At 32.2% G+C, this 22,605-nt stretch carries 25 protein-coding genes and 1 pseudogene; 5 read left to right on the top strand and 21 right to left on the bottom strand.

All coding sequences use genetic code 11. The annotated features are described in order from the left end of the window. Positions 1 to 31: 31 nt before the first annotated feature. Both V5784_RS11480 and V5784_RS11475 read right to left on the bottom strand, forming a co-directional pair. A complete protein-coding gene (locus V5784_RS11480; RefSeq protein WP_336889158.1) occupies positions 32 to 268 on the bottom strand; it encodes a ferrous iron transport protein A in 237 nt (78 codons plus the stop codon). 93 nt (positions 269 to 361) lie between these two features. Further along, a complete protein-coding gene (locus tag V5784_RS11475) occupies positions 362 to 589 on the bottom strand; it encodes a FeoA family protein (RefSeq protein ID WP_336889157.1) in 228 nt (75 codons plus the stop codon). Between the two features lie 425 nt (positions 590 to 1,014). Here V5784_RS11475 and V5784_RS11470 point away from each other — a divergent pair, with 425 nt between their 5' ends. Then, positions 1,015 to 2,418 carry an aminopeptidase P family protein gene (locus V5784_RS11470; protein ID WP_336889156.1) on the top strand — a complete coding sequence of 468 codons (1,404 nt, stop codon included), beginning with the start codon at positions 1,015 to 1,017 and terminating at the stop codon, positions 2,416 to 2,418. A gap of 100 nt (positions 2,419 to 2,518) precedes the next feature. Here V5784_RS11470 and V5784_RS11465 read toward each other — a convergent pair whose 3' ends face one another. The 6 genes from V5784_RS11465 to V5784_RS11440 form a co-directional block, all read right to left on the bottom strand. Beyond that, positions 2,519 to 3,097: a hypothetical protein gene (locus V5784_RS11465; protein ID WP_336889155.1), complete on the bottom strand. Its 579-nt coding sequence runs from the start codon at positions 3,095 to 3,097 to the stop codon at positions 2,519 to 2,521. Continuing rightward, positions 3,066 to 3,752: a polyphenol oxidase family protein gene (locus V5784_RS11460; RefSeq protein WP_336889154.1), complete on the bottom strand. Its 687-nt coding sequence runs from the start codon at positions 3,750 to 3,752 to the stop codon at positions 3,066 to 3,068. The genes V5784_RS11465 and V5784_RS11460 overlap by 32 nt, the downstream gene beginning before the upstream one ends. A 128-nt stretch (positions 3,753 to 3,880) precedes the next feature. Continuing rightward, positions 3,881 to 5,596, bottom strand: a complete 1,716-nt coding sequence (argS, locus tag V5784_RS11455; RefSeq protein ID WP_336889153.1) for an arginine--tRNA ligase — start codon at positions 5,594 to 5,596, stop codon at positions 3,881 to 3,883. A 264-nt stretch (positions 5,597 to 5,860) separates the two neighbouring features. Beyond that, positions 5,861 to 6,124, bottom strand: a complete 264-nt coding sequence (gene rpsP / locus V5784_RS11450) for a 30S ribosomal protein S16 (RefSeq protein WP_028855332.1) — start codon at positions 6,122 to 6,124, stop codon at positions 5,861 to 5,863. A gap of 57 nt (positions 6,125 to 6,181) precedes the next feature. Next, positions 6,182 to 7,519 (bottom strand): signal recognition particle protein, encoded by a 1,338-nt coding sequence (gene ffh / locus V5784_RS11445; RefSeq protein ID WP_336889152.1) that lies wholly within the window; start codon positions 7,517 to 7,519, stop codon positions 6,182 to 6,184. A gap of 10 nt (positions 7,520 to 7,529) precedes the next feature. Further along, positions 7,530 to 7,844 carry a YlxM family DNA-binding protein gene (locus V5784_RS11440; RefSeq protein WP_336889151.1) on the bottom strand — a complete coding sequence of 105 codons (315 nt, stop codon included), beginning with the start codon at positions 7,842 to 7,844 and terminating at the stop codon, positions 7,530 to 7,532. A 219-nt stretch (positions 7,845 to 8,063) separates the two neighbouring features. Here V5784_RS11440 and V5784_RS11435 point away from each other — a divergent pair, with 219 nt between their 5' ends. The 3 genes from V5784_RS11435 (at position 8,064) to V5784_RS11425 (ending at position 11,460) form a co-directional block, all read left to right on the top strand. Then, on the top strand, positions 8,064 to 8,813 hold the full coding sequence (locus tag V5784_RS11435; RefSeq protein ID WP_336889150.1) for a threonine/serine exporter family protein: 750 nt from the start codon (positions 8,064 to 8,066) through the stop codon (positions 8,811 to 8,813). Then, on the top strand, positions 8,814 to 9,263 hold the full coding sequence (locus V5784_RS11430) for a threonine/serine exporter family protein (RefSeq protein ID WP_336889149.1): 450 nt from the start codon (positions 8,814 to 8,816) through the stop codon (positions 9,261 to 9,263). A 328-nt stretch (positions 9,264 to 9,591) separates the two neighbouring features. After that, on the top strand, positions 9,592 to 11,460 hold the full coding sequence (locus tag V5784_RS11425; RefSeq protein WP_336889148.1) for an ABC-F family ATP-binding cassette domain-containing protein: 1,869 nt from the start codon (positions 9,592 to 9,594) through the stop codon (positions 11,458 to 11,460). A gap of 182 nt (positions 11,461 to 11,642) precedes the next feature. Here the strand turns inward: V5784_RS11425 and V5784_RS11420 are convergent, their stop codons facing one another. From V5784_RS11420 to rfaD, 12 genes and pseudogenes are all read right to left on the bottom strand, one after another. Then, the gene (locus V5784_RS11420) at positions 11,643 to 11,843 is read right to left on the bottom strand and encodes a cold-shock protein (RefSeq protein WP_028855325.1); all 201 of its coding nucleotides are present in this window, start codon (positions 11,841 to 11,843) and stop codon (positions 11,643 to 11,645) included. A 159-nt stretch (positions 11,844 to 12,002) separates the two neighbouring features. Then, positions 12,003 to 13,310, bottom strand: a complete 1,308-nt coding sequence (gene hflX, locus V5784_RS11415) for a GTPase HflX (RefSeq protein ID WP_336889147.1) — start codon at positions 13,308 to 13,310, stop codon at positions 12,003 to 12,005. A 16-nt stretch (positions 13,311 to 13,326) separates the two neighbouring features. Next, positions 13,327 to 13,587, bottom strand: coding sequence for an SHOCT domain-containing protein (locus V5784_RS11410; RefSeq protein WP_336889146.1), 261 nt, complete (start codon positions 13,585 to 13,587; stop codon positions 13,327 to 13,329). A gap of 2 nt (positions 13,588 to 13,589) precedes the next feature. Then, on the bottom strand, positions 13,590 to 14,966 hold the full coding sequence (locus V5784_RS11405) for a HAMP domain-containing sensor histidine kinase (protein ID WP_336889145.1): 1,377 nt from the start codon (positions 14,964 to 14,966) through the stop codon (positions 13,590 to 13,592). After that, entirely contained in the window at positions 14,963 to 15,613 is a 651-nt protein-coding gene (locus V5784_RS11400; protein ID WP_336889144.1) for a response regulator transcription factor, read from the bottom strand. Before V5784_RS11400 ends, V5784_RS11405 begins: the two co-directional genes overlap by 4 nt. 234 nt (positions 15,614 to 15,847) lie before the next feature. Continuing rightward, a complete protein-coding gene (locus V5784_RS11395; RefSeq protein ID WP_336889143.1) occupies positions 15,848 to 16,489 on the bottom strand; it encodes a hypothetical protein in 642 nt (213 codons plus the stop codon). 533 nt (positions 16,490 to 17,022) lie between these two features. Next, positions 17,023 to 17,547, bottom strand: coding sequence for a helix-hairpin-helix domain-containing protein (locus V5784_RS11390; RefSeq protein WP_336889142.1), 525 nt, complete (start codon positions 17,545 to 17,547; stop codon positions 17,023 to 17,025). Between the two features lie 209 nt (positions 17,548 to 17,756). After that, a complete protein-coding gene (locus V5784_RS11385) occupies positions 17,757 to 19,151 on the bottom strand; it encodes a coproporphyrinogen III oxidase (RefSeq protein ID WP_336889141.1) in 1,395 nt (464 codons plus the stop codon). A gap of 35 nt (positions 19,152 to 19,186) precedes the next feature. Then, a pseudogene (locus V5784_RS11380) lies at positions 19,187 to 20,011 on the bottom strand (type IV pilus twitching motility protein PilT); the annotation flags it as partial. A gap of 12 nt (positions 20,012 to 20,023) precedes the next feature. Beyond that, the gene (locus V5784_RS11375; protein WP_336889140.1) at positions 20,024 to 20,212 is read right to left on the bottom strand and encodes a hypothetical protein; all 189 of its coding nucleotides are present in this window, start codon (positions 20,210 to 20,212) and stop codon (positions 20,024 to 20,026) included. A 15-nt stretch (positions 20,213 to 20,227) separates the two neighbouring features. After that, positions 20,228 to 20,728, bottom strand: a complete 501-nt coding sequence (locus tag V5784_RS11370; protein WP_336889139.1) for a GNAT family N-acetyltransferase — start codon at positions 20,726 to 20,728, stop codon at positions 20,228 to 20,230. Between the two features lie 132 nt (positions 20,729 to 20,860). Further along, positions 20,861 to 21,859, bottom strand: a complete 999-nt coding sequence (gene rfaD, locus V5784_RS11365; protein WP_336889138.1) for an ADP-glyceromanno-heptose 6-epimerase — start codon at positions 21,857 to 21,859, stop codon at positions 20,861 to 20,863. A 282-nt stretch (positions 21,860 to 22,141) separates the two neighbouring features. Between rfaD and trxA the strand changes: the two genes are divergently transcribed. After that, entirely contained in the window at positions 22,142 to 22,450 is a 309-nt protein-coding gene (gene trxA / locus V5784_RS11360; RefSeq protein WP_336889137.1) for a thioredoxin, read from the top strand. 63 nt (positions 22,451 to 22,513) lie between these two features. Here the strand turns inward: trxA and V5784_RS11355 are convergent. Then, positions 22,514 to 22,605, bottom strand: a 92-nt coding sequence (locus V5784_RS11355) for an IS3 family transposase (RefSeq protein ID WP_336889166.1), incomplete at its 5' end; no start/stop codon positions are given.

Raw genomic sequence — 22,605 nt, 5'->3', positions numbered from 1 at the left:
GCCGTATTATATTTTTTTTCCTACTTAATATTTATTTAGTTTCTATAACATCTTTTATTTCAATATAATCAGCATCTTCTTTTCTGATAGCGATCCCTGTGTTCTTTATTAAAAATTGCTGAGGATCTCCTAGGGGAGCATTTCTTTCTAATTTAATAACTTCTCCAGATGTTATCCCCATATCTGTCAGTCTTTTTTTCAGTGCTCCTAATTTCCCTATCTTTACAATTACGGCTTTTTCCCCTCTGTTCAATTCTGTTAATTTCATCCTGCCCTCCAGTATATATTTTCTGTTTAAATTTGTTGTTCAATGTTATATTTTGAGTCTCAAAATATTTTATTTAAAAAAAAGGGCTCATCCCTATATTTCATCTACGATAATTTTATTTGCTAGCCCAAATCCTACTGCATATTTTGAAGTCTTTGTTTTAAGGATTACATCTCCTCTATAGCTTCCCTGAGTGATACTGAGACATTCTCCCACACAAATTCCCCGGTCTAAAAGTTTACCCTTTGCTCTATCTCCACCTAATATTTCAACAACTTTTAATGTTTTGTCTAATGTTGCAAATGTTATTGGATAAGCCATAAGATCCCTCCTAGGAGTCATTTTAAACTAATGATTTACTTTCAAAGTAAGTCTATCAACTTATCAAACATTTGTCAAGAATAAACTTTGAAAATAAAAGTGTTTTTATCTCCATATATTTTTTTAAAATATTTTAATTTTTTTCACTAAATATATGGTAGGATAAGCTTAAGCTTGATTAAAAACTTATAACCAATGACTAAAAATGAAAAATAGAACGCTGATGCTATGCATATACAGATAATATAAAGATGAACACAGATTTAATTTTTAGATCTTAAAAAATCGGTGAATATCCGTTAAATCAGATTTGATCCATATTCTATGAATTATTATAAATCTAATGACAAAAATCAAAAATGCTAGTTATAATCTAGTTAACCACAAAAATTACCTAGACAAAAATATAAAATAGGGGGAACATTATGTTTAGTAAAGAAACTTATATTGAAAGAAGAAAAAAATTAAAGGAAGGATTTAAAAAAGAAAAAAAATCAAGCTTGATTCTTATTACCGGAAACGGTGAAGCTAGTATGGACTATTTAGACAATACCTATGATTTTAAGCAAGATAGCAGTTTTAGATATTATTTCGGCATCGACCGGGCTGATATGTTTGGTCTTATAGATTTGGATAATGATAAAGATTATATCTTTGGATATGACTATACTATCTCTGATGTCATATGGATGGGGTCCCAAATCTCTTTAAAGAATGAAGCTATTAATTTTGGAATAGAAAATACAGGATCATACAATGATTTAAAAATATTTTTAGAAAATAATAACGATAAACAGGTCCATTATCAGCCTCAATACAGGGGAGATAATATCATCACCCTAGGAGAACTTTTAGATAAAACTTCTTATGAGATCAAAAATGAGAGTTCTGAAGAACTTTGCTATGCTATAGCTAATCAGAGAAACTATAAATCTCCTGAAGAGATTGAAAAGATAGAGGCAGCAGTCAATATTACCCATGCCATGCACTTAAAAGCCATGCAAACTGCAAAGGTCGGGATGAAGGAATACGAAGTTACAGCAAAGATTCAAGAGATTGTTTTAGGCAATCACTGTACTAATAGTTTTCCTACTATCTGCTCAACTAACGGTCAAACTCTCCACAACCACTATCATGGCAATACCCTGGAAAGTGGAAGGATGCTCCTTATCGACTGCGGAGCAAAATCTGACTCAGGTTATTGTGGAGATATGACTACTACTTTTCCTGTAGATCCAAAATTTACTCCTAAACAAGCTGTTATCTATAATATACTGATAGATGCATACGATCATGCTGAATCTATATTGAAAGCAGGAATCACATATAAGGAAGTTCATTTGGCTACTTGTTTTAAAATTGCAGAAGGACTGCAGTCTCTAGGACTTATTGTAGGAGATCTCGATGAAGTTGTAACAAACGGTGTCCATGCACTCTTCATGCCCCATGGATTGGGTCATATGATGGGGATGGATGTACATGATATGGAAAATTTCGGTGAAGTTATTGTGGGGTATAACGGAGAAGAGAAATCAACCCAATTTGGATTATCTTCACTTAGAATGGGGAGGGTTTTAGAGGATGGATTTGTTTTCACAGTGGAACCGGGAATCTACTTTATCCCCGAGCTTATCAAGAAATGGAAAGATGAGGGGATTAATTCTAAATTCTTAAATTTTGAAAAAATTGAAGAATATCTAAACTTTGGTGGAATGAGATATGAGGGAGACTATGTTATAGAAAACGGAAGATCTCGTAGACTGGGATTGAAGATGCCTAAAACCGTTGAGGAAATAGAAGCCGAAAGAGCTAAAGCCTACACTAAATAGTTTGAAACATTGGAGACGGAGATACACCGAGGAAAAATATTGGACACAGAGGTTCCCAGAAGGAGCTCTGTGTCCAATATTTTTTTCATAAATTTCTCCTCTAAAATATAATCTGATCCAATTTTTTCGACCCTATAAAATCATAGGGAAAGACCATAAATCCACCGTCACTATCTAAATCTAAATCATACCCAAGCTCTTTTGCGGTAGTATAGTATATATACCATACATACTTTGAGCAATAAAAACTATTAGTATTTTTTCTTCCACTTATAAAATATCCTTTATCGGTATATTTTTTCACATTTTCCACAAACAACTTTTTAAATTTTTCATCAAAATGTTTATATCTGAGCACCATAACCTCTCTGTCTTCATATAGCCAAGAATAGGTATCGATCTCATAATATCCTACTCCTAATTTCGGATAATCACCCATGGTATCTTTTCTCACCACCATAGCCGAATGTCCATACCATCCAAGGGGGTCCTTCACCACCTTATTCTTTATTATAATATCTCCTACTCTTAATTTTTCTGTTCTATATCTTACCCTTTTTATATCCTGCCATTCCCTCTCCACAGGTATACTGGCACAAGATGTAAAAGCAAATAAAAAACTAAACAAAATAAAGATTTTAATAAATTTATTTTTCCTTGAAATATATGAATGCTCCATTTCTACCACTTAGATCCCCGTCCCTTCTATAAGAATGAAATTCATCTCTATAAGTACAACTATTAGAAATTATTATATTTTCTTCCCTTATTCCCAATGTCAACAATATCTGTTTATTAAATTCTATATTATCATAGTAGTATCTATCTGATTTTATAGAAAACACCAACCTTGTCATCACTTTCCCATACCGTCCATAGTAAGCTTCAAAGAACTCCTCTCCTACCAGGTAGTTATTCACGGATATTCCTATTCCCAATCCGATTATAATGTCTTCCACTGAAGATCCGTATTCAGAGATCATCTTTTCTATCATATTTTTTTGGATCCCGTCAAAGGCTCCCTTCCACCCTGCATGGCAGAGTCCAATCACCTTATTTTTCTTATCATAGGCATATATTGGCAGGCAGTCTGCATACTGGGTAAATAAGACCAATTTTTTATTTTTGGTAATAAATCCATCGGTATCTAAGTAGAGATCTTTTATCTCATCTCCTATTACCGCTATATTTATAGAATGGGTCTGACCTACAAAAACTATAGTTTTATCCTCTATATCCAAAAGTTTTTTTATCCTACCTTTAGATATCAAATCTTGCTTTATTCTCCTGCTATCTATCAGATCTTTGGTAGTATAAACTGTCCCTATACCCAAATCATTAAACTCCTCTATCTCGTAGTATTTATCTTTTTTTATAAAAATTTCATTCCCTCCTGCTAACCTTTAAATTCTAAATATAGCAAAAGCAGAATTCCAAAGGAATTCTTCTTTTGCTAATATTACTACATTCTATCTACTGTTTTCATTCCTAATAATCCTAATCCCTCTTTTAGAATTTTAGCTGTTCTATCTGCAATGAGTAATCTAGAGTATAAGATCTCATCCTCTTGATTTAATATCGGGCAGGCATTATAAAAACTATTGAATTTTTTAGCCAATTCAAATAAATAATCTGTGATCAAGTTTGGCTTATATGTTGTAGAAGCCTTGAGTACTGATGCTGGGAATTGATTCATATGCAGTGCCAATGTTTTTTCTGATTTTTCTATAAATTTAATTTTGGCATTTTCATCTAAGTTTTTAGAAGCTTCTGCCCCTTTTCTGAGGATAGATTGGATTCTAGCATATGTATATTGTAAATAAGGTCCTGTGTTTCCTTCAAAACTTAAGATCTTATCCCATTCAAATATTATTGCACTCTGTCTATTTTGAGAAAGGTCAGCATATTTAACTGCTCCTGTTCCAACTACTTCTGCAATAACTTCTTTTTCCTCAGTGGAAAGTGTCGGGTTTTTTTCCTCTACTACTTCCAATGCTCTTTTTTTAGCTTCGTCTAACAGCTCCTCTAATTTGATTACATTTCCTTTTCTAGAAGAAAATATTCCATCAGCAAATCTCATTATTCCAAACCATATATGCTGCTTTTCGATATCCCAACCCATCATTTCAGTTATTGCAAAAAACTGCTTAAAATGATCCTGTTGTCTTTCATCGGTTACATAGACCAATTTATTTACATCATAGTTCTCTTTTCTGAATTTAACTGTAGCTATATCAGAGGTAGCATATAAAAATGCACCGTCTCCTTTTTGCACCAAACATGGATTTAACTTTGTCTCCTCAGGGAAAAATACAACCTGAGCTCCCTCAGATTCTACAGCTATTTTCTTTTCTTTTAATTCCTCTATAACTCCCGGCATTATATCGTGGTAGTGAGACTCACCAAAATATGTATCAAATTCAATATCTAATCTCTTGTATACCTTATTATATTCATTTAACGATACCTTTATAAACTCCTTCCAAAGTCTATAGTTTTCCTCGTCACCATCATGTAGTTTTTTTAATTCCAATCTTGCCTGATCGTTTAACTCCTCATTGTGCTCTGATTCCACAGCAAACTTAACATATACTCTCTCCAATTCATCTATAGGAGTTGCCTTATATGCCTCTTTATCCAACCAGTTTCTATATCCAATGATTAGTTTTCCAAACTGCGTTCCCCAGTCACCGATATGGTTGTCAGCTACTGTATTATATCCCAAGTGATTATATATTCTCTTGATAGAGTCTCCTATGATAGTGGATCTAAGATGACCTATATGCATCCTTTTGGCAATATTAGGAGAAGAATAATCTATGATTACATCTCCATGGGTATCTAAAAATGAAAAATCATACTTTTCAGTAGTCATGGTATTTATTCTTTTTCCTAAATATTCTTCCTTTAAATATATGTTAATAAATCCAGGTCCTGCTATCTCTAACTTCTCAATGATCTCATTTTCTAAGAATCCCTCTACTAGTTTAGTAGCTATGGCTCTTGGATTATTTCCTATTATTTTAGAATTCATCATGGCAAAATTTGTTTGGAAATCTCCAAATTTATCATTTGCAGTTGGCTGAATATCAATTTCCTTTAATCCCTCTACCCCTTCAAATGATTTTTTTACCATTTGATTAAATATACCTGCTATCTCTTTTTCAATAAGTAACATATTTTCAACTCCTATTTCTTCCAATTTTATAATTTATTTACTTTATATTTTAACATATTTAATTAGAATTTTTGATTTTTTTTAGCTATATATTTTTAAAATTAAAACCTTAGAAAAAAATTGTCATGAATTACACGAAAAGATATAAATCAAACAATCTGTCAACGCAGAGACACAAAGATCTCTGAGGTTCTCAGATAATTTTTGATTTTTATATCAAAAAAGAACCCTTTCGGGTTCTTTTAAAATTTTATTAAAATAAAATTAGTTTTTCTTTGACTCTTCAAACTTAGCCCAGATTCCAGCTTTAGTTAATAAAGATTTAACGGTTCTTGTAGGTTGAGCTCCGTTTCCTAATAATCTTAAGATCTCTTCCTCTTTTAATACTACTTTAGAATCTTCTAAAGGATAGTAGTTACCTAAGTAAGCTATAGCCTTTCCATCTCTTTTTTGTAATGCTTCCATTGCTACTACTCTGTAAACAGGTCTTTTCTTGCTTCCTAATCTAGTCAATCTGATCTTTAACATAATTAATTCTCCTTTTCTCATTTTAATTTATTTAATAATTTATTATAATTTGTGTATTTAAAACGGTAACTTAAATCCTTTACCCATCTTCGGCATCCCAGGCATTCCCTTTCCACCACTAAACATTTTCATCATACCCTTCATCTGTTCAAATTGCTTTAACATCTTGTTGATGTCGTGAACTTGGGTAGCTGATCCTCTAGCTATCCTTTTTTTTCTACTAGAATTTATAATCTTAGGCTTTCTTCTTTCTTCTATAGTCATAGACTGGATAATTGCCTCAGTTTTTTTCATCTCTTTTTCTGCTGGAGCTAGATCTCCTAGATCCCCTACTCCCGGTAACATTTTCAAAATATTCCCGATTGGACCCATTTTCTTTATATTTTGTAATTGCTTTAGAAAATCTTCTAAATCAAATTCTTGCTTTCTTAATTTTTCTTCTAGCAACCTGGCTTCATCTTCACCTATGGCACCTTGAGCTTTTTCAACTAAGGAAACTACATCTCCCATTCCCAAAATTCTGGACACCAGTCTTTCAGGATGAAACAATTCGATATCCTCTAATTTTTCTCCTGTACCAATAAATTTGATCGGTTTTCCTACCACTGCTTTGATCGATAGTGCGGATCCGCCTCTAGTGTCTCCATCTAATTTTGTAAGTACTACACCATCTATATTTAAAGTTTCATTGAAACTACTCGCTAAATTAACTGCGTCTTGACCAATCATTGCATCCACAACTAATAGGATTTCTTGAGGTCTGACTTTTTTTCTTATTTGATTTAATTCTTCCATAAGGTTTTCATCTATATGAAGTCTTCCTGCTGTATCAAGGATTATGTAAGTTGCTTCCTCTGCTCTGGCTTTTTTTACCCCAACTTCACAAATATTTACTGCATCCTTACTTCCTTCTTCATAGTATACTGGTACACCGATTTGGTCTCCCAACACTTGAAGTTGTTTCATAGCTGCCGGTCTATATATATCGGCTCCTATTAAAAATGGTTTCTCTCCATTTTTTTTCAAATACTTAGCTAATTTTGCTGCAAAGGTAGTCTTACCTGCCCCTTGTAATCCAGCTAACATAATTATTGTAGGACCTCTGTGAGCTTTAGTCAGTCTTGCATTTGTCCCACCTAGCAGTTCTGTTAATTCATCATTTACTATCTTTATGAATTGCTGTCCTGGATTGATACCGTTAAGAGTATTTTCTCCTACAGCTTTTCCCTTTATCTTATTTACAAGATCTTTTACCACACGATAGTTAACGTCAGCTTCTAATAATGACAACCGTACTTCTTTTAGGGCAATCTTTATATTCTCTTCTGTTAATTTACCATGTCCCCTTATTTTTTTAAATATTCCTTGGAATTTACTTCCTAAATTATCTAACATAGAACACCTCTTATATATCAAAACTTGCTATTAAGCTGTCTAACTTTGCTTCACTATAATTTGCCTTCAGTTCTTTCAAATCATCCCTTATTTCTTTCTCTCTATTTAAGAAACCTATCTTTTCTTCGTATCCCTTTAAAATTTTTATTCCCCTTTTGATATTATCATAGACTGCTTGTCTACTAATACCGTGAGATTTCGCAATTTCCGAGAGGGAAAAGTCATCTTCAAAGTGCTCTTCCATATAGGTTCTTTGTTTTTCGCTTAAAAGATTGCCGTAGTAACCTAATAATATTGAAACCTCTAAAAATTCTTTTAATTCCATCAATTTACCCCTGTATTATAATATATTTTCAGCACTCTGTCAAGTGTTTTTTCTTTACATTAAAACTATTATATCAAACTTCTCCCAGTATCTCAACTTTTAATTTTTTTTACACCAATTTACACGGATCTAAAACATTTTTTCTTGGTTATAATCTAAAAATAAAAATCTGAAATATGATATAATAACAATAAAAAATATTTTCAATTGGGGGTCGAAATGACATTAAATAAAATACTTAAAATAGCTTCCTATGCAGGCAAAATGATCTTAGAAAACGGAGGTGAAACCTATAGAGCCGAAGATATTGTCTCTCGAATTTGTGAAATTCACAATACCACTGCAGATTGTTTCGCTACCTTGAGCGGAATCATAGTAGCAGTAACAAAGGATGATGAAACTCTATCAACTGTTATCCGGATAAAATCTAGGACGATAAATTTAGAAAAAGTTCACCAAATAAATAACCTTGCCAGAAATAAAGAAAAATATAATTGCGATGAATTTATGGAACATCTTAAAAACATCGATAAATCTCCTAGATATCGTATTTCTTTTAACATTTTAGCTCATGCCATAACTGCTGCTTCCTTTGCAGTACTCTTTGGAGGTACTTTAAAAGATTTTTGGGGAACACTTCCTATAGGTGCTACTGTCTATCTGCTCTCCTATTCATTCAGTAAGTATGAATTGAACGGTATCTTTGTGAATACATTAGGAGGAGCTATCAGTGCTTTTCTTGCATATTATTTTTATTCTATTGGACTTATAGAGCACACCGATAAGGTTATCATAGGCGCCCTTATGCTTTTAGTTCCAGGCATTGCATTAACCAATGGTATAAGAGATATAATTGCAGGAGATTATATGACGGGTATGGCTCGTGGAACAGAAGCTTTCCTTGTAGCAACTTCTCTGGCTGTAGGAACAGGAGCAGCTATCAGTCTCTCTCTCGGAGGTAATTTTTAAATGTTTATACAAATTTTATTCGCTATTTTGGCTACCTTTGGTTTTGGTATCATCTTTAATATTAGAGGGAAAAATTTGATTTTTTCAGCTCTTGTAGGAGGAATAAGCTGGGGAACTTATTTATTTTGTTTAGAATTGAATTCATCTGTTATTTTAGGTTATTTCATTTCATCTATTGTTTTGACCCTTTGTTCTGAGATTGCAGCTAGATTTCTAAAAACTCCAGTTACATCTCTCTTGATCAGTGGATTGATACCACTCGTTCCTGGAAGTGGTATTTACTATACCATGTATTATATTCTCGAAAAAAATGTAGAAAAAGCTATTTCTAAAGGAGCTGAGACCTTATTTATCGCCGTGGCACTCTCATTTGGAATAGTTGTCGTTTCATCCCTTGTAAGAATTCTTAAAACCGGACAGAAAAACAGACACTCAAGAAATATTTCTTAATAATCTAAAATAAGCTTTATTAAAATAAAGCTTATTTTTTTATAAATTTCCATTTTAAATAAATACTTCAGCATAAAGGGATTTAATTCTCATATATCCTTCGTGTAATTCGTGACTAGTTTTTTATTCTTTTCTGTGTCTCCTGTTCTTTAAATATTCTTTATTTATCAGTGAAGATTGGTGGCTAATCTTTTCTTGGTCTAAATTTAGCTTTTTCATCCAAATTATTATATACTATAGTTTAGAAGAGAACCTGATTTTAAATTCAAATAGAAAGATCAAGAGCAATATAAAAGCAAGTTAAATTAAAGTTTAGAAGGAGATACAGATGTTACAAGTTACTATGGATAAAATAAATAAGTATTATGGTTCAAATTTAATATTAGACGATATATCACTTAGAATAATAGAAGGGGAAAAAATTGGTTTAATCGGTAAGAACGGAAGCGGTAAATCAACTATATTTAAAATAATCTCTAAAATAGAAGATTACAGTAGTGGAAACCTGACCTTACAAAAAAACCTTAAAATTGGATATTTAATACAAGATTTTACCGATTTTTTAGAAAGAGATGTCAATGAAGTTTTATATAGTGGCTTTGAGAATCTTTTAGCTATTGAAAAAAAAATTAACAATCATTTAAAACTAATTGAAAACTATAATTCTCCTACCTACAGTGATGATCTTATAAATTATGGTAAATTACAGGAAACATTTGAGTCTCTAGGTGGCTATGAGATAGATGAAAAAATCAAAAAAATTAAGTTAGGATTAAAGATTCCTGATGAATTCTTGAAAAAAAAGGTTAGTGAGCTTAGTGGAGGGGAAAAAAATAGAGTTTTCCTTGCAAAAGCTTTAGTAGATGAACCCGACCTATTGTTACTCGACGAGCCTACAAACCACCTAGATCTTAGTTCTATAAAATGGTTAGAAGAATTTGTTAAAGGTTATAAAAAAAGTATTTTTTTAGTTTCCCATGACAGGTATTTTTTAGATAACACCATCGACAAAATATACGAGTTAAATCATACAGGTATCGAGATATTCAACGGAAATTATAGTTACTATGTTGTAGAAAAAGAAAGAAGATACCTAAAAGAATTAGAAATATACTTAGCTCAAGAGAAAAAAATCAAACAGATGGAAGATGCTATTAGACGATTTAGACACTGGGGAAGTAATGGTGATAATGAATCTATGTTTATCAAAGCTGAAAATATGAGAAAGCGTATAGAGAAGATGGAAAAAATAGAAAAACCAAAAGTTGAAAAAAATATTTCATTTAATTTAAACAATCAAGGTAGAAGTGGTAAAAGAGTTATTAAAATTGAAAAGATTTCTAAAGAGATCAATAATAAATTGCTATTTAAAGATATCTCTCTAGACCTATATCTAGGTGAAAAATTAGGTATTATCGGATCTAACGGCAGTGGTAAATCTACACTTTTAAAGATGATCTTAGATGAAACAAAAGGTATTACTCTAGGAACTAATCTAAAGATAGCTTATCTTGATCAAAACCTTACATTTACAAATTATAAGTCTATTCTGATTGATGTTTTTAGAGATGAAAGTATCGTCAAAGAATCTGACCTTCATAGAAGTCTAGCAAAATTTCATTTCTACAAGGAAGATTTAAATAAAAAAATAGAATCTCTTAGTGGTGGTGAAAAAGCTAGATTAAAATTAGCTATCATGATAAACAATGGGTTTAACCTCCTTATTTTAGATGAACCTACAAATCATTTGGACCTTCATTTTAAAGAAATTTTAGAGGAAACCTTGGCTTCTTTCAATGGAACTCTTTTGTTTATTTCCCATGATAGGTATTTTTTAAATAAAATTGCAAATAGAATTATTGAATTAAAGGATCAAACTTTGTATGACTATCCTGGTAATTTTAATTACTACTTAGATCAAATTTCAGAAGAAGTAGTAGAAATTGTAAAAAAAGATAGAGTAGACACCAGAGTTAGAGATAACCAAAAACAAAAAAATGATGAACGTCGACTAAAGAAATTAAAAACCCTTGAAACAAAAATTTTAAAAACCTTTGATAATTTAGAGGTTGATATCTCTTTAAACCAAGGTGATTACACAAAACTCGGTAATTTAATTGAAGAAAAAGAAAAAATTGAGATAGAGTATGAAAATTTATTAGAAGAAACGTTTGAATTAGAAGAGCTTTTATCTTAAAAGCTCTTTCTTTATACAGATCTATAAAGTCAAAAGAAATATCCGTGATCATCAGAGCTTCTTCCTTGTCTTTAGACATCCGCGTTCTATTGCCTTTTCATTCGTGCAATTCGTGGCTAGTTTTTTTGGGGTAAAAAAAAAGCGATAGAATAAATCTATCACTTAACTTTCAAATAAAGAAATTATACAGTTTCGATGTTTGAAGCTTGAGGACCTTTAGCACCTTCAGTGATTTCGAAAGTTACTTCTTCCCCTTCTTTTAAAGTTTTGAATCCTTCTTTGTTGATTTGAGAGAAATGTGCGAAGTAGTCGTTCCCATCTTCAGCTTGGATAAATCCAAATCCTTTATCGTCATTAAACCATTTAACTGTTCCTTTTAACATGTGTGTTACCTCCGTAAAATTTTAATACAGTAAAGCTTTCTCAAAATCCATTTAACTCCAATCCCAGAAGGGTTTCTTACTCAATGAAACTTTTGTTTAACTTCCTGTTACTACTGTATGATACTACACCCACTATACTTTGTCAAGTATTTTTACTTTTTATACCAAGAATAAATTGTATCTATTGATATCATGCCTGTTTAAATAGGCCCTCACATGGAGACCGTCATTTAAATATTCATACTCTATAACCTTGGTGTTCTCTAGTATATAGTTAGCCATAGATCCTCTTTCAAATGGAATAATTAAATCTACAACTTTGTAGTCTTTCATTATTTTCCCCTCTACTGCAGAGATCAACTGATCTAAGCCCTCACCAGTCAAGGCAGATATAGGTATAGTAGTTTCTAAGGAATCGGTGATTTCCAGAAGTTTTTCAGGATTTAATTTGTCTTTTTTATTTTGAACTATTATATATGGAATTTCTTCTGCCCCTAATTCCTTTACTACATTTTTAGTTACCTTTAATTGATGTTCATATTCATCATTGGATACATCCACCACATATAACAGCAAGTCTGCATCTTTTACCTCTTCTAATGTTGACATAAAGGCATCGACTAAGGTATGGGGCAGCTTACTTACAAATCCTACTGTATCCGTCAATATAAACTCCAAACTATCTTTTAATTTTACCTTCCTATGAAATGGATCCAATGTAGCAAACAACATATCTGCAACTGGTGACTCGTGTTTACTCTTCAATGGATTATTTATCTTTAAAAAAGTATTCATCAAAGTAGACTTCCCTACATTTGTATATCCAATTAAAGCCACTGTTTGTAGGTGACTTTTTTTCCTCTTAGTTTTTTGGACTTCCCTTTGTTTTATTAATCCCTCTATAGATCTTTCTACACTCGTTATCCTTTTATCGATAGTTCTCCTATCTAACTCTAACTTTTTTTCTCCCAGTCCCCTAGATCCTATTCCTCCGGCTTGTTTCGACAGTTGGGTACTTCCTCCCACAATCCTCGGTTTTTCATATCTTAATCTAGCTAATTCTACCTGTAATTTACCTTCCCTACTCTTGGCTCTGTTGGCAAAAATATCCAAGATTAAACTTGTCCTGTCAATTATTTCCATATCTAAGGCACTCTCTAGGTTTCTTATCTGTATCCCGGAAAGTTCATCATCTACAAGGAGGATATCAGCACCATATCTAGCTGCCAATGCTTTTATCTCCTCTATTTTTCCGCTCCCTAAATAAGTTCCTGTCTCTATCCTCTTTTTTCTTTGACTTATTGTATAAACCACTTCTATCCCTGCAGCATGAGATAATTCCTTTAACTCTGCCAGAGAATCTTCTAAAGATATATCACTTTTTCTAGCAAACACTTCTATCCCTATAACTATAGCCTTTCCAATAACACTGTCTATAAAACCTTTTACTTTTCCTGGTCTCCCCATTTATACTCTCCTTTATCTAATCTTCTATTAGTTTTTTTAATTCTTCATACTCTGCCTTGGTTATCTCTCCTTTAACTAGCCTCATCTTCAGTCTCTCTAAAGGAGTTTCTGATTTTTCAAGAAATTCACCTTCCTTTCTCTTCATAAATCTGTAGACTAAGTATAACAATATTAGAGGGAAAATAAAACCCGCTACTCCTCGAAACAACATAAAGACCCAATAAATTCCTCCTGGCACTCCACCCATCACCCCATAATCCATCATATGATTTCCCATGTTTATGCCTCCTTTGATGCTTTTTTCAGTGTAAACCAAAATTTCACACCATCTTTTATATTTTCTACACCAAATTTCGATCCATGCCTTTCTAAGATCCCATTAACTATAGTAAGGCCAAGACCTGTTCCACCATATTTTTTATTTCTAGATTTTTCTACTCTGTAGAATGCCTTCCAAATATCATCTAATTTATCTTCTGGAATAAATGATCCTGTATTTATTATCTCTACTCTAGCTTTATCTTCTATAGTTTCTAAATTTATCCTGAGTTCACCGCCATTCTCTACATAGGATACACCATTACTTAAAAGGTTATTTACAACCTGTCTAATTTTAAATCCATCTCCTAAAGCCGTTAATTCTTCCTCTAAATTTAATATCAAACTTACATTTTTCTCTGCTAGATCAATTTTATATTTAGAACTTTCTTCTCTTAATAGGTTAAACAGATCTAGTTCCTCAATCTTTATATCCACTATTTTTTCCTCTAATTTTATAAGTTTTATCAATTCATTCAAAAGGGTACTTATATTATTTCCTTCAGACATAATAGTCCTCAGATACTCCTTTCCCTCATCCTTATTTCCAATCAGGTCATAGAGCAGCATCTCTGCATGAGTATTTATTACCGTTATAGGTGTCTTTATCTCATGGGTCACACTGGAAATAAATTCCTTTCTGAGTTCATCTATTTTTTTCCTCTTTTCTACTTCATTTTTTAGCTTTATATTAGATAGTTTTAGCTGTCCTATATTTTTTTCTAGCTCAGATGAGAGAAAATTTATATTGTTTCCTAGTTCTTCCAGTTCATCTTCACTTTTTATATTGGCTCTATAGGAAAAATCCATATTTACCATCCTTCTTATAATAGAATTTAAAGCTATTATAGGACGTGTAATATGAAGGGAAAATATATATACAAAAAAAAGTGACCCTATCAATATTGCTATCCCCTCATAGATATAGAATTCATTGACTATCCCAACAGTACTTTGTATAGAGTCCATGGATATTCTTAGAATTATAAGCTGTCCCATTGGAAGTAATTTATAATACTCCAAGTGATCCATTCCTCTGTGTCTACTTACCCTATTTCCCTCATTTTTTTCATCTAATTGATACATTTTTATACGCCTGGGTTTAACTTTATCTATCATACTTATTGTAATATTATATTTTTGCGCATAAGTATCTAACTCTTCCTCTGTGGGAACACCCTCAGAGATCAGTTCACGTACTTTTTTTATCTGGGCTATTCTCCTGTGGGAATAAAAATCCTCCAAATAGTTGTTATTTATGTATATCCCCCCAATTATAACCAGAGATACAAGGGCAAGAGAAAATATAAATACCTTATGAGTCAGTTTTAATTTCATCTTTTATCCATCTCAAACTTATAACCTATCCCCCTTACAGTAGTTATGTGTTCCGGACTAATTTTTTTCCTCAAGGTTTTTATATGTGTATCTACAGTTCTATAATCTCCATCGTAGGCAAAGTCCCATACATCTGCTAATATTTTCTCCCTACTGAGAGCTATCCCAGTGTTCAATATCAAATAATTTAATAGTTCAAACTCCTTGGGAGATATATTGATATCCTTCCCCTTCATATATACTTTATGGTTGTTTAAGTCGACCTCTAAGACACCATATCTTTTCTTTCCGCCTATTAAATTGAGAAGTTTTTTCACCCGTGTAATCAATATTTTTAGACTAAATGGTTTCTTTAGATAATCATTTGCTCCTACCTCCAGCCCTTCTACCTCATCATCCTCTTGAGATTTTGCCGTAAGCATCAAGACAGGCAGACTAGATTCCTGTCTGACCATCTTCAGCACTTCGATACCATTCATCTTGGGTAGCATCCAGTCCAGTATAATTAAATCTATCTTCTCATTATAGAATATATCCATAGCTTCTGCCCCGTCACACGCTTCCAATACCTCAAATTCATTTATTTCCAATATTTTTTTTATTACTTTTCTTATATTCTCCTCATCTTCTACAACCAATATTTTCACATTTCCCCCTGTTCTATCGAATCATAAGAATAATAAAAAAAATTTGTCACGAATTACACAAAAACTAGAAAGAACGCTAAGAAAATCTTTTTCCTTTTAGTTTTAGTTTTAGTTTTAAATTCGTGTCTATCTGGGTAATTCGCGACTAGTTTTTCTTTTAATTTTCAATTATCCACTCTCAATCAATTCATTTCTGCGTAACTCTGTGTCCCACTCTATTATTATAGCACTACTTTATGAAATTAATGTGAAGACTATTTTCACTCCCGTTTCTCCTGCTGTCCATAAAGTTTTCATATTTTCTGTCAAAAGCCTATAAAACTCAGGATCTATATAGGAAGCTATTCCCAAAAATAAAAGTAAAAAAGACCCTGTCGGTCTTATTAATTTTTCCTCTTTCTTCCTATTTAATCCAAGGAGCAATAATCCAAAAATTAAAAATAAGATCGTCTCCTCTATAGAATTACTGAGTTTTAAAGCCATCACAAATGAAATTACAGTAAATAAAATAAAGAGAGTGATACTCCCCCATTTTTTTATCTTTCTATTTAAGATTGGAATGTGCAGAAGGGCGCTCCCCTTCCATCCCTTGGGAAATAGGTCGTAGAGGAAATGTATTCCCATTCCTATGGAAAATCCCATTATAAAATATCTAAAACCAATCTCTCTCTCTCCTCCAAAACCTAAAAATCCAGTTTGTTTATTTAAGTATATATATACAAACAAAACTGTGATCAATGGACTGTGAGTCAATATAGACCTATGTTTTAATTTTAATTTGAAATCCCAGTCTGGATATCTTATCCCTATAAATACGGAGAACAACCCCAATATTAAACCTATTATGTCTATCGCTGTAAAATCTAAATTTTGCATCTTTTCTTCTCCTATCTTTTTTAAAATTTTTTGCCACCAATCTACACGAATTTTTATAAACTTCTACTGCTATAATACAGGAGTCTTTTTAAAATCTAAATTTTGACACAGGTTATACAGATTAAGAAAACCTATCAACGCAGAGACTCAGAGTTCACTGAGGTTCACAGAGCTATTTCTTCCCTTCGTGTCCATTAGTGTAATCTGCGACTAAAGTTTTTGTTTTCCTTTCATTGTCAATTGTACATTATTCATTTTTAATTAAATCCTCCCTCATTTGCCTTCTAAGGCCCCTCTAGAAAGTTCCCCTTGAATTATTACCCCTGCAATTGAAATACGTCAACTGATGAAGCCTTTAAACCATTGGTATTATTGGGATAGAGAGTCTATTTTAAAAAATGTTCACTGGTTAGACAAAGCGTCTAATGAATAGGCAATTCGTCTCACCATTAGACGTTTTTAGGCTAAAAATAGAGACTAAATCACAGTATTTTACAATGTCAGCATTCCTGTACAGAGAGTACACTAAGAATTTAATTATACTCCAATACTTTCTCATATATCCTGTATCTTTCCTCTCCCAATATCTCCATCATCTCAATATTGGAGTAGATTACGCCATTTTTTCCTATGTAGATTTCTATTTTTTTTATTTCTTTTTTGGTGAATCCATAATATTTTAATATTTCAGTAGGAGCCGAGTTTATCTTCAATTTATTTAAAGTTCCCCCATCTCCTATCTCTATACTCTTAGATAATTTTTCTACACTTTTTTTACCTATTCCACTTATTCTGGAGAGATCTTCCAAACTATCTACCCTTCCTATTATTTCTTTATATTCAAATACTTTTTTGGCAATACTAAGACTTATTCCCACTTTTAGATAATCTTCTAATTCAGCATCATTTATATTTAGTTTTTTATTTTCATCTCCACTATTAAAAATCATCTCTTTTTTAAATTTTATACTCTTTTTTTCAGGTCTCATCTTATTATACATAAAACTTGTTGTTAATATCACTACAATTATAATAATTAACTTTACATTTTGATTCAAGACTTATCTCCCTCCTCACATATAGAATAAAACTTTTAATTCTTAACTTTTTTTTGACGCAGATTAACGCAGAAGCTCATAGATCGCTGAGATTTTCAGAGGTATTAATCTAAACCTCTACACTGCGCTCGCAAAGGAAAAACTAAAAAGCTCTCTAAGAATTTTTTTTTTGGGGTTCTAACTATAAATAAAAATAAAACCTCTGATTTTTATTTAAATAATTCCAATTTTTTAGGCAGTCTCTCTCTCATCTGTCTCACGTAGGCTATGGGTTCCTTAGGGCTCACTATCCTTTTTATCTTGTCTTTGATAAGACTTTCAGTTACTATAGACTTAGTAATCGCTCCCCCGCCTAGTCCAAGGGTCGATTGGTTCTCCTCTATCATCTCAATATTAAATATCGATTCTGTCCCCTCTATAGCAAAGCCCAGATTTTCTCCCCATTCAAGGCTATTTTTCTGCCTGTACATATAATAAGGTTCCATCTTTTTCCCTTCTGTAATTTCATATAATTTTTCTTCTATCTTTTCATAGTCAAGAGGTGTAAATTCATGAATATCTTTAAATAAAACAGAAGCTTTTTTTAGTGCTAGTACGTGAGTCGTCAGGTTTTCAGCAGGATATTTTTTCAGTTCCTCCAAAGTATATAAGATATCTTCTGTAGTTTCTCCTGGGAGGCCAAAGATCAGGTCCATATTTATTATAAGTCTTATTTTTTTAGCATAGTCAAACATCTCATCAAATTTCTCTCTATCCAAGGGCCGATTCAATTTTTCTAAGGTTTTCAGATTAAATGTCTGGGGGTTTAAACTTATCCTCTCAACTCCATAAGATTTCATTATATCTAATTTTTTAAAGGTAAGTGTATCTATCCTCCCAGCTTCCAGGGTAAATTCCTTTAGATGAGTTAAATTTATATTATCTTTTATCGTTTTTAATACTCTTTCCATATCAATCTCTGTCAATATGCTAGGTGTTCCTCCTCCAATATAGAGAGATTCAATCCTGTTAGAAGTCCCCTTTAAAAATTCTCCTGTAAGGCTTATCTCTTCTAGGAGGGTTTCTACAAATTCATTGTAGTATTCACCTATTTTTCCCTTCATCTCATAGGAAGCAAAGGAACAATACCTACATTTTGTGGGACAGTAGGGTATTCCTATATACATGTTTATATGATCCCGGTTAAGAAATTTCATCTCTTTTTTCACTACATCTATGAGCAGTTTCACTTTTTTAGGAGTTACCAGGTATAGTCCACTCAGAAGTTTTTCTATCTCCTCATAGGTATATGATAATTTTAAAAACTTTCTAACTAATTTTGTCGGTCTTACCCCTATGAGCCCTCCCCAAGGATATTTTTTATCCATTATTTTTAGGAGTCCCACCTTGGACATGACCAACCTTTGATCCTCTAATCTATCCAAATTATTTTCATATAAAAAAACAGTTTTCTTCCCTGCTACTTCTAATTCTAGCTCCAAGAATTTATCACATCTTTTTTCCGTAATAACTATTTTTTCATCTACTAACTCCGGTATAAGAACTCGAATAAATTCCTTTAGATTATTTTTTTTTATCTCAAAATTTAATTTAATATTTTCCATCTTATTTATTTTTGTCTCCCATCTTTTCTAAAACTTTATAATATCCTATTTTTATATTCCTCTCTACTTATGATTCCTTTTTTATATAGGGCTTCCAAAGATTTTTCCATTGTTATCATTCCAAACCTCGCTCCTGTCTGTATAACAGTTGGTATTTGATGAATTTTCCCCTCTCTTATGAGGTTTCCTACTGCTGGATTTCCTACTAATATCTCCAAAGCAACTCTTCGCCCACTGCCATCTTTTAATGGAACCAACTGTTGAGCTATTACCCCTCTTAGTGAGGTAGACAACTGAGATCTAATCTGAGCTTGTCTCTCTTTCGGGAACACATCTATTATTCTGTCTATTGTTTTAGCTGCACTGTTTGTATGGAGAGTTCCAAAAACCAAATGACCTGTTTCCGCTGCTGTGATTGCAGCCTCTATAGTTTCTAAGTCTCTCATCTCCCCTACAAGGATTACATCCGGGTCCTGCCTAAGTATATATTTTAATGCGGTCTTAAATGAAGCAGTATCCGACCTGATCTCCCTTTGCTCTACCACACTTTTCTTGTGGCTATGAAGGTATTCTATAGGATCCTCTATGGTTATTATATGATATGCTTTCTCATTATTTATCTTGTCTATCATCGCTGCCAAAGTAGTCGTTTTCCCACTCCCTGTAGGTCCTGTCACCAACACTAATCCATTTTTATACTCTGTAAATTGTTCTAGTGTTCTCGGTAATTTCAACTGTTCAAAGGAAAGAATTTCGGTATTCAATACTCTGACGGTTATTCCAATTGTTCCCCTCTGCATATGGATATTTACCCTATATCTTCCTAATCCTGCAACCCCAAAGGCAAAATCATATTCATGATGTTCCTTAAACTATATATATTGATCTTCCGACAGGATTGTTTTAGCCAACACCTCCAAATTCTGGGGCACCATCTTATCAAAATCGCCTGTGTCTAAAAGCTCCCCGTTTATTCTGATCATGGGCGGCCTGCCTGCAACAAAGTGAATATCTGATCCTCCAACTTCGTTAGCCTTTTCCAAAACTTTTCTTAATTCCATAAAATTTCACCTGTTTTATTTGATTTTATACTCTTCGTACAGTTCATCGTTATCCTCTGCCAAGTTTATAAAAACAGCATTATTTTTTAAAATTATTTTTCTTGATCCCTCATTATCAGAGGCACAGGATACTTTTATTTTTTCTACCCCTAATTCTTTAGCTTTTTTTATTCCCAGCTGTAATATCTTCGTACCATATCCTAAAAATCTTTTTTTAGGAGGTATATCATAACTTATGTTTCCGTGAATAGGTATACTCTCATGCCTTATCTTTATCATCCCTTTAATTTCTTTTTCTTTTGTATCTACAAGCCAATATTCAGTGGTAGCAACATCACCTTTAGGCAGGTTTATCCCCACCCTTAATTTCTCTAACCTTCTTAAGTAGTTATCAAAATTATTCGTGGCATCCACATATGAATAATATAAAAGGTCATTATCTTCACGATAATCAAGTATCATTTCTTTAAATTGTTTTTCAAGTTTTTTTATAGGTAATATTAATTTTATTCCCACCACCTCCTGAATTTTACTTGATTCTCTTTTACATTTTTTTACTATAATTAAAAACAAGGAAAATTTTTCCTTGTTTTTCTCTTTGACATCCTATTTTTTTTGTTCTATAACCCTTTTAAATTTCCTTTAAATTTATAGATATGGGTTTTCTTTAACCAGATGATTTTGAACATAATCCTTTATTCCTTCTTCTAACGTATGAAACTTCTCTTTATATCCCACTGACTTTAATTTTTTCATCTCTGCACAAGTGTAATATTGATATTTACCTCTAAGGTCTTCTGGCATTGGTACATATTCTATGATTTTAGATTCTTCCAATGAATAGTCATCTGCACATGCTCTTACTGCATTTAATGCAAGATCTTTAAAACTTCTAGCAACTCCGGTTCCTATATTATATATCCCGGATTTCCCTTCGTTCTCCACAAAGAACTTCAATACCTTTACCACATCTTTTATATAAACAAAGTCCCTCAACTGCCCTCCGTCTTCATATTCAAACTTATGAGATTTAAATAATTTTACTAGCCCATCTTTTTTATATTGATTGAAAGCATGAAATACCATAGATGCCATTCTGCCTTTATGATATTCCTGAGGCCCGTATACATTGAAAAACTTTATTCCAACCCATTGTTTAGGAGTCATCTCCTGCTTAAATGCCCAGTCATCAAAGAATTTTTTAGAATATCCATATTTATTCAGTGGTTTTAATTTTTTAAATTCCTCTGGGCTTACATCATCATCATATCCTAACTCTCCCAACCCATAAGTTGAGGCAGATGAAGCATAGATATAGTTAATGTTTCTTGTTGTACAGAATTTCCATAATTTTTTTGTATATTCATAGTTATTCTCCATCAAGAAATCCATATCCGTTTCAGTAGTTGCAGAACACGCTCCCATGTGTACTACTGCTGTTATTTTTGCTGCATTTGTCTCAACAGATAGCCATTCAAATAGATCATTCTTATGTACCCAGTCATAGTAATCTCTGTCCCTTATATTTAACCACTTATCTTCTTTTTCTAATTCTCCAGATAAGATGATATCATTTATTCCACCTTCATTTAATTCCCAAGTTAATGCACTGGCGATAAATCCACATGCTCCAGTAATCAATATCATATTCCTAAACCTCCTGTTGTTTTAGTTTTAGATTTTTCATAACCTAATTTTAACATAATTATATATGGATGAGCAAGAAAACTCATTTATTTCAACTTTATTTCTAGAAAATATAATATCAGTAAAAAAATATTTATATCATGAAAATTCTATATCCATTCGTATAAAAATAACCAGTGATAATAAAAAATATTAGAAATATCGTATGTTTGACACGGTATACTTAATATGCTAGTATTAATCAAAGATATTTGTAATCAACATAATTTAGGAGGGGTTTTAATGAGTAAAGTTATATATACCGATGAAGCTAGTTTCGATACCGTTATCCAAGATGGAATTGTTTTAGTTGATTTTTATGCTGACTGGTGTGGTCCTTGTAAGATGTTAGCTCCAATTTTAGATGAATTATCTGAAGAAGTTACTGCCAAAATCGTCAAAGTAAATGTAGATGATAATCCTGGATTATCTCAAAAATATGGTGTTAGAAGTATACCTACTATGATAGCTTTTAAAAATGGAGAAGTTGTAGATCAAATAATAGGATTGCTTCAAAAAGTAGCTTTAACCGAAAAATTAAATTCATATTAAGAGTGAGAGTCTTCTAATCTGTAACCTTTGTCAAGGACACTAGAAAAAAAGAGGGGTAAAATTTTAAACAACCAAAAGGTGATTTCTGTATTCTACAGGAGTCATCTTTTTTAGATCCCATTGGTATCTATGATTGTTATAATAATCCATAAAAT

The sequence above is a fragment of the Psychrilyobacter sp. genome (assembly GCF_037132775.1).
Classification (GTDB): Bacteria; Fusobacteriota; Fusobacteriia; order Fusobacteriales; family Fusobacteriaceae; genus Psychrilyobacter.
The sequence above is the reverse complement of the archived record's forward strand: the minus strand, read 5'-3'. Positions and strand labels throughout refer to the sequence as shown.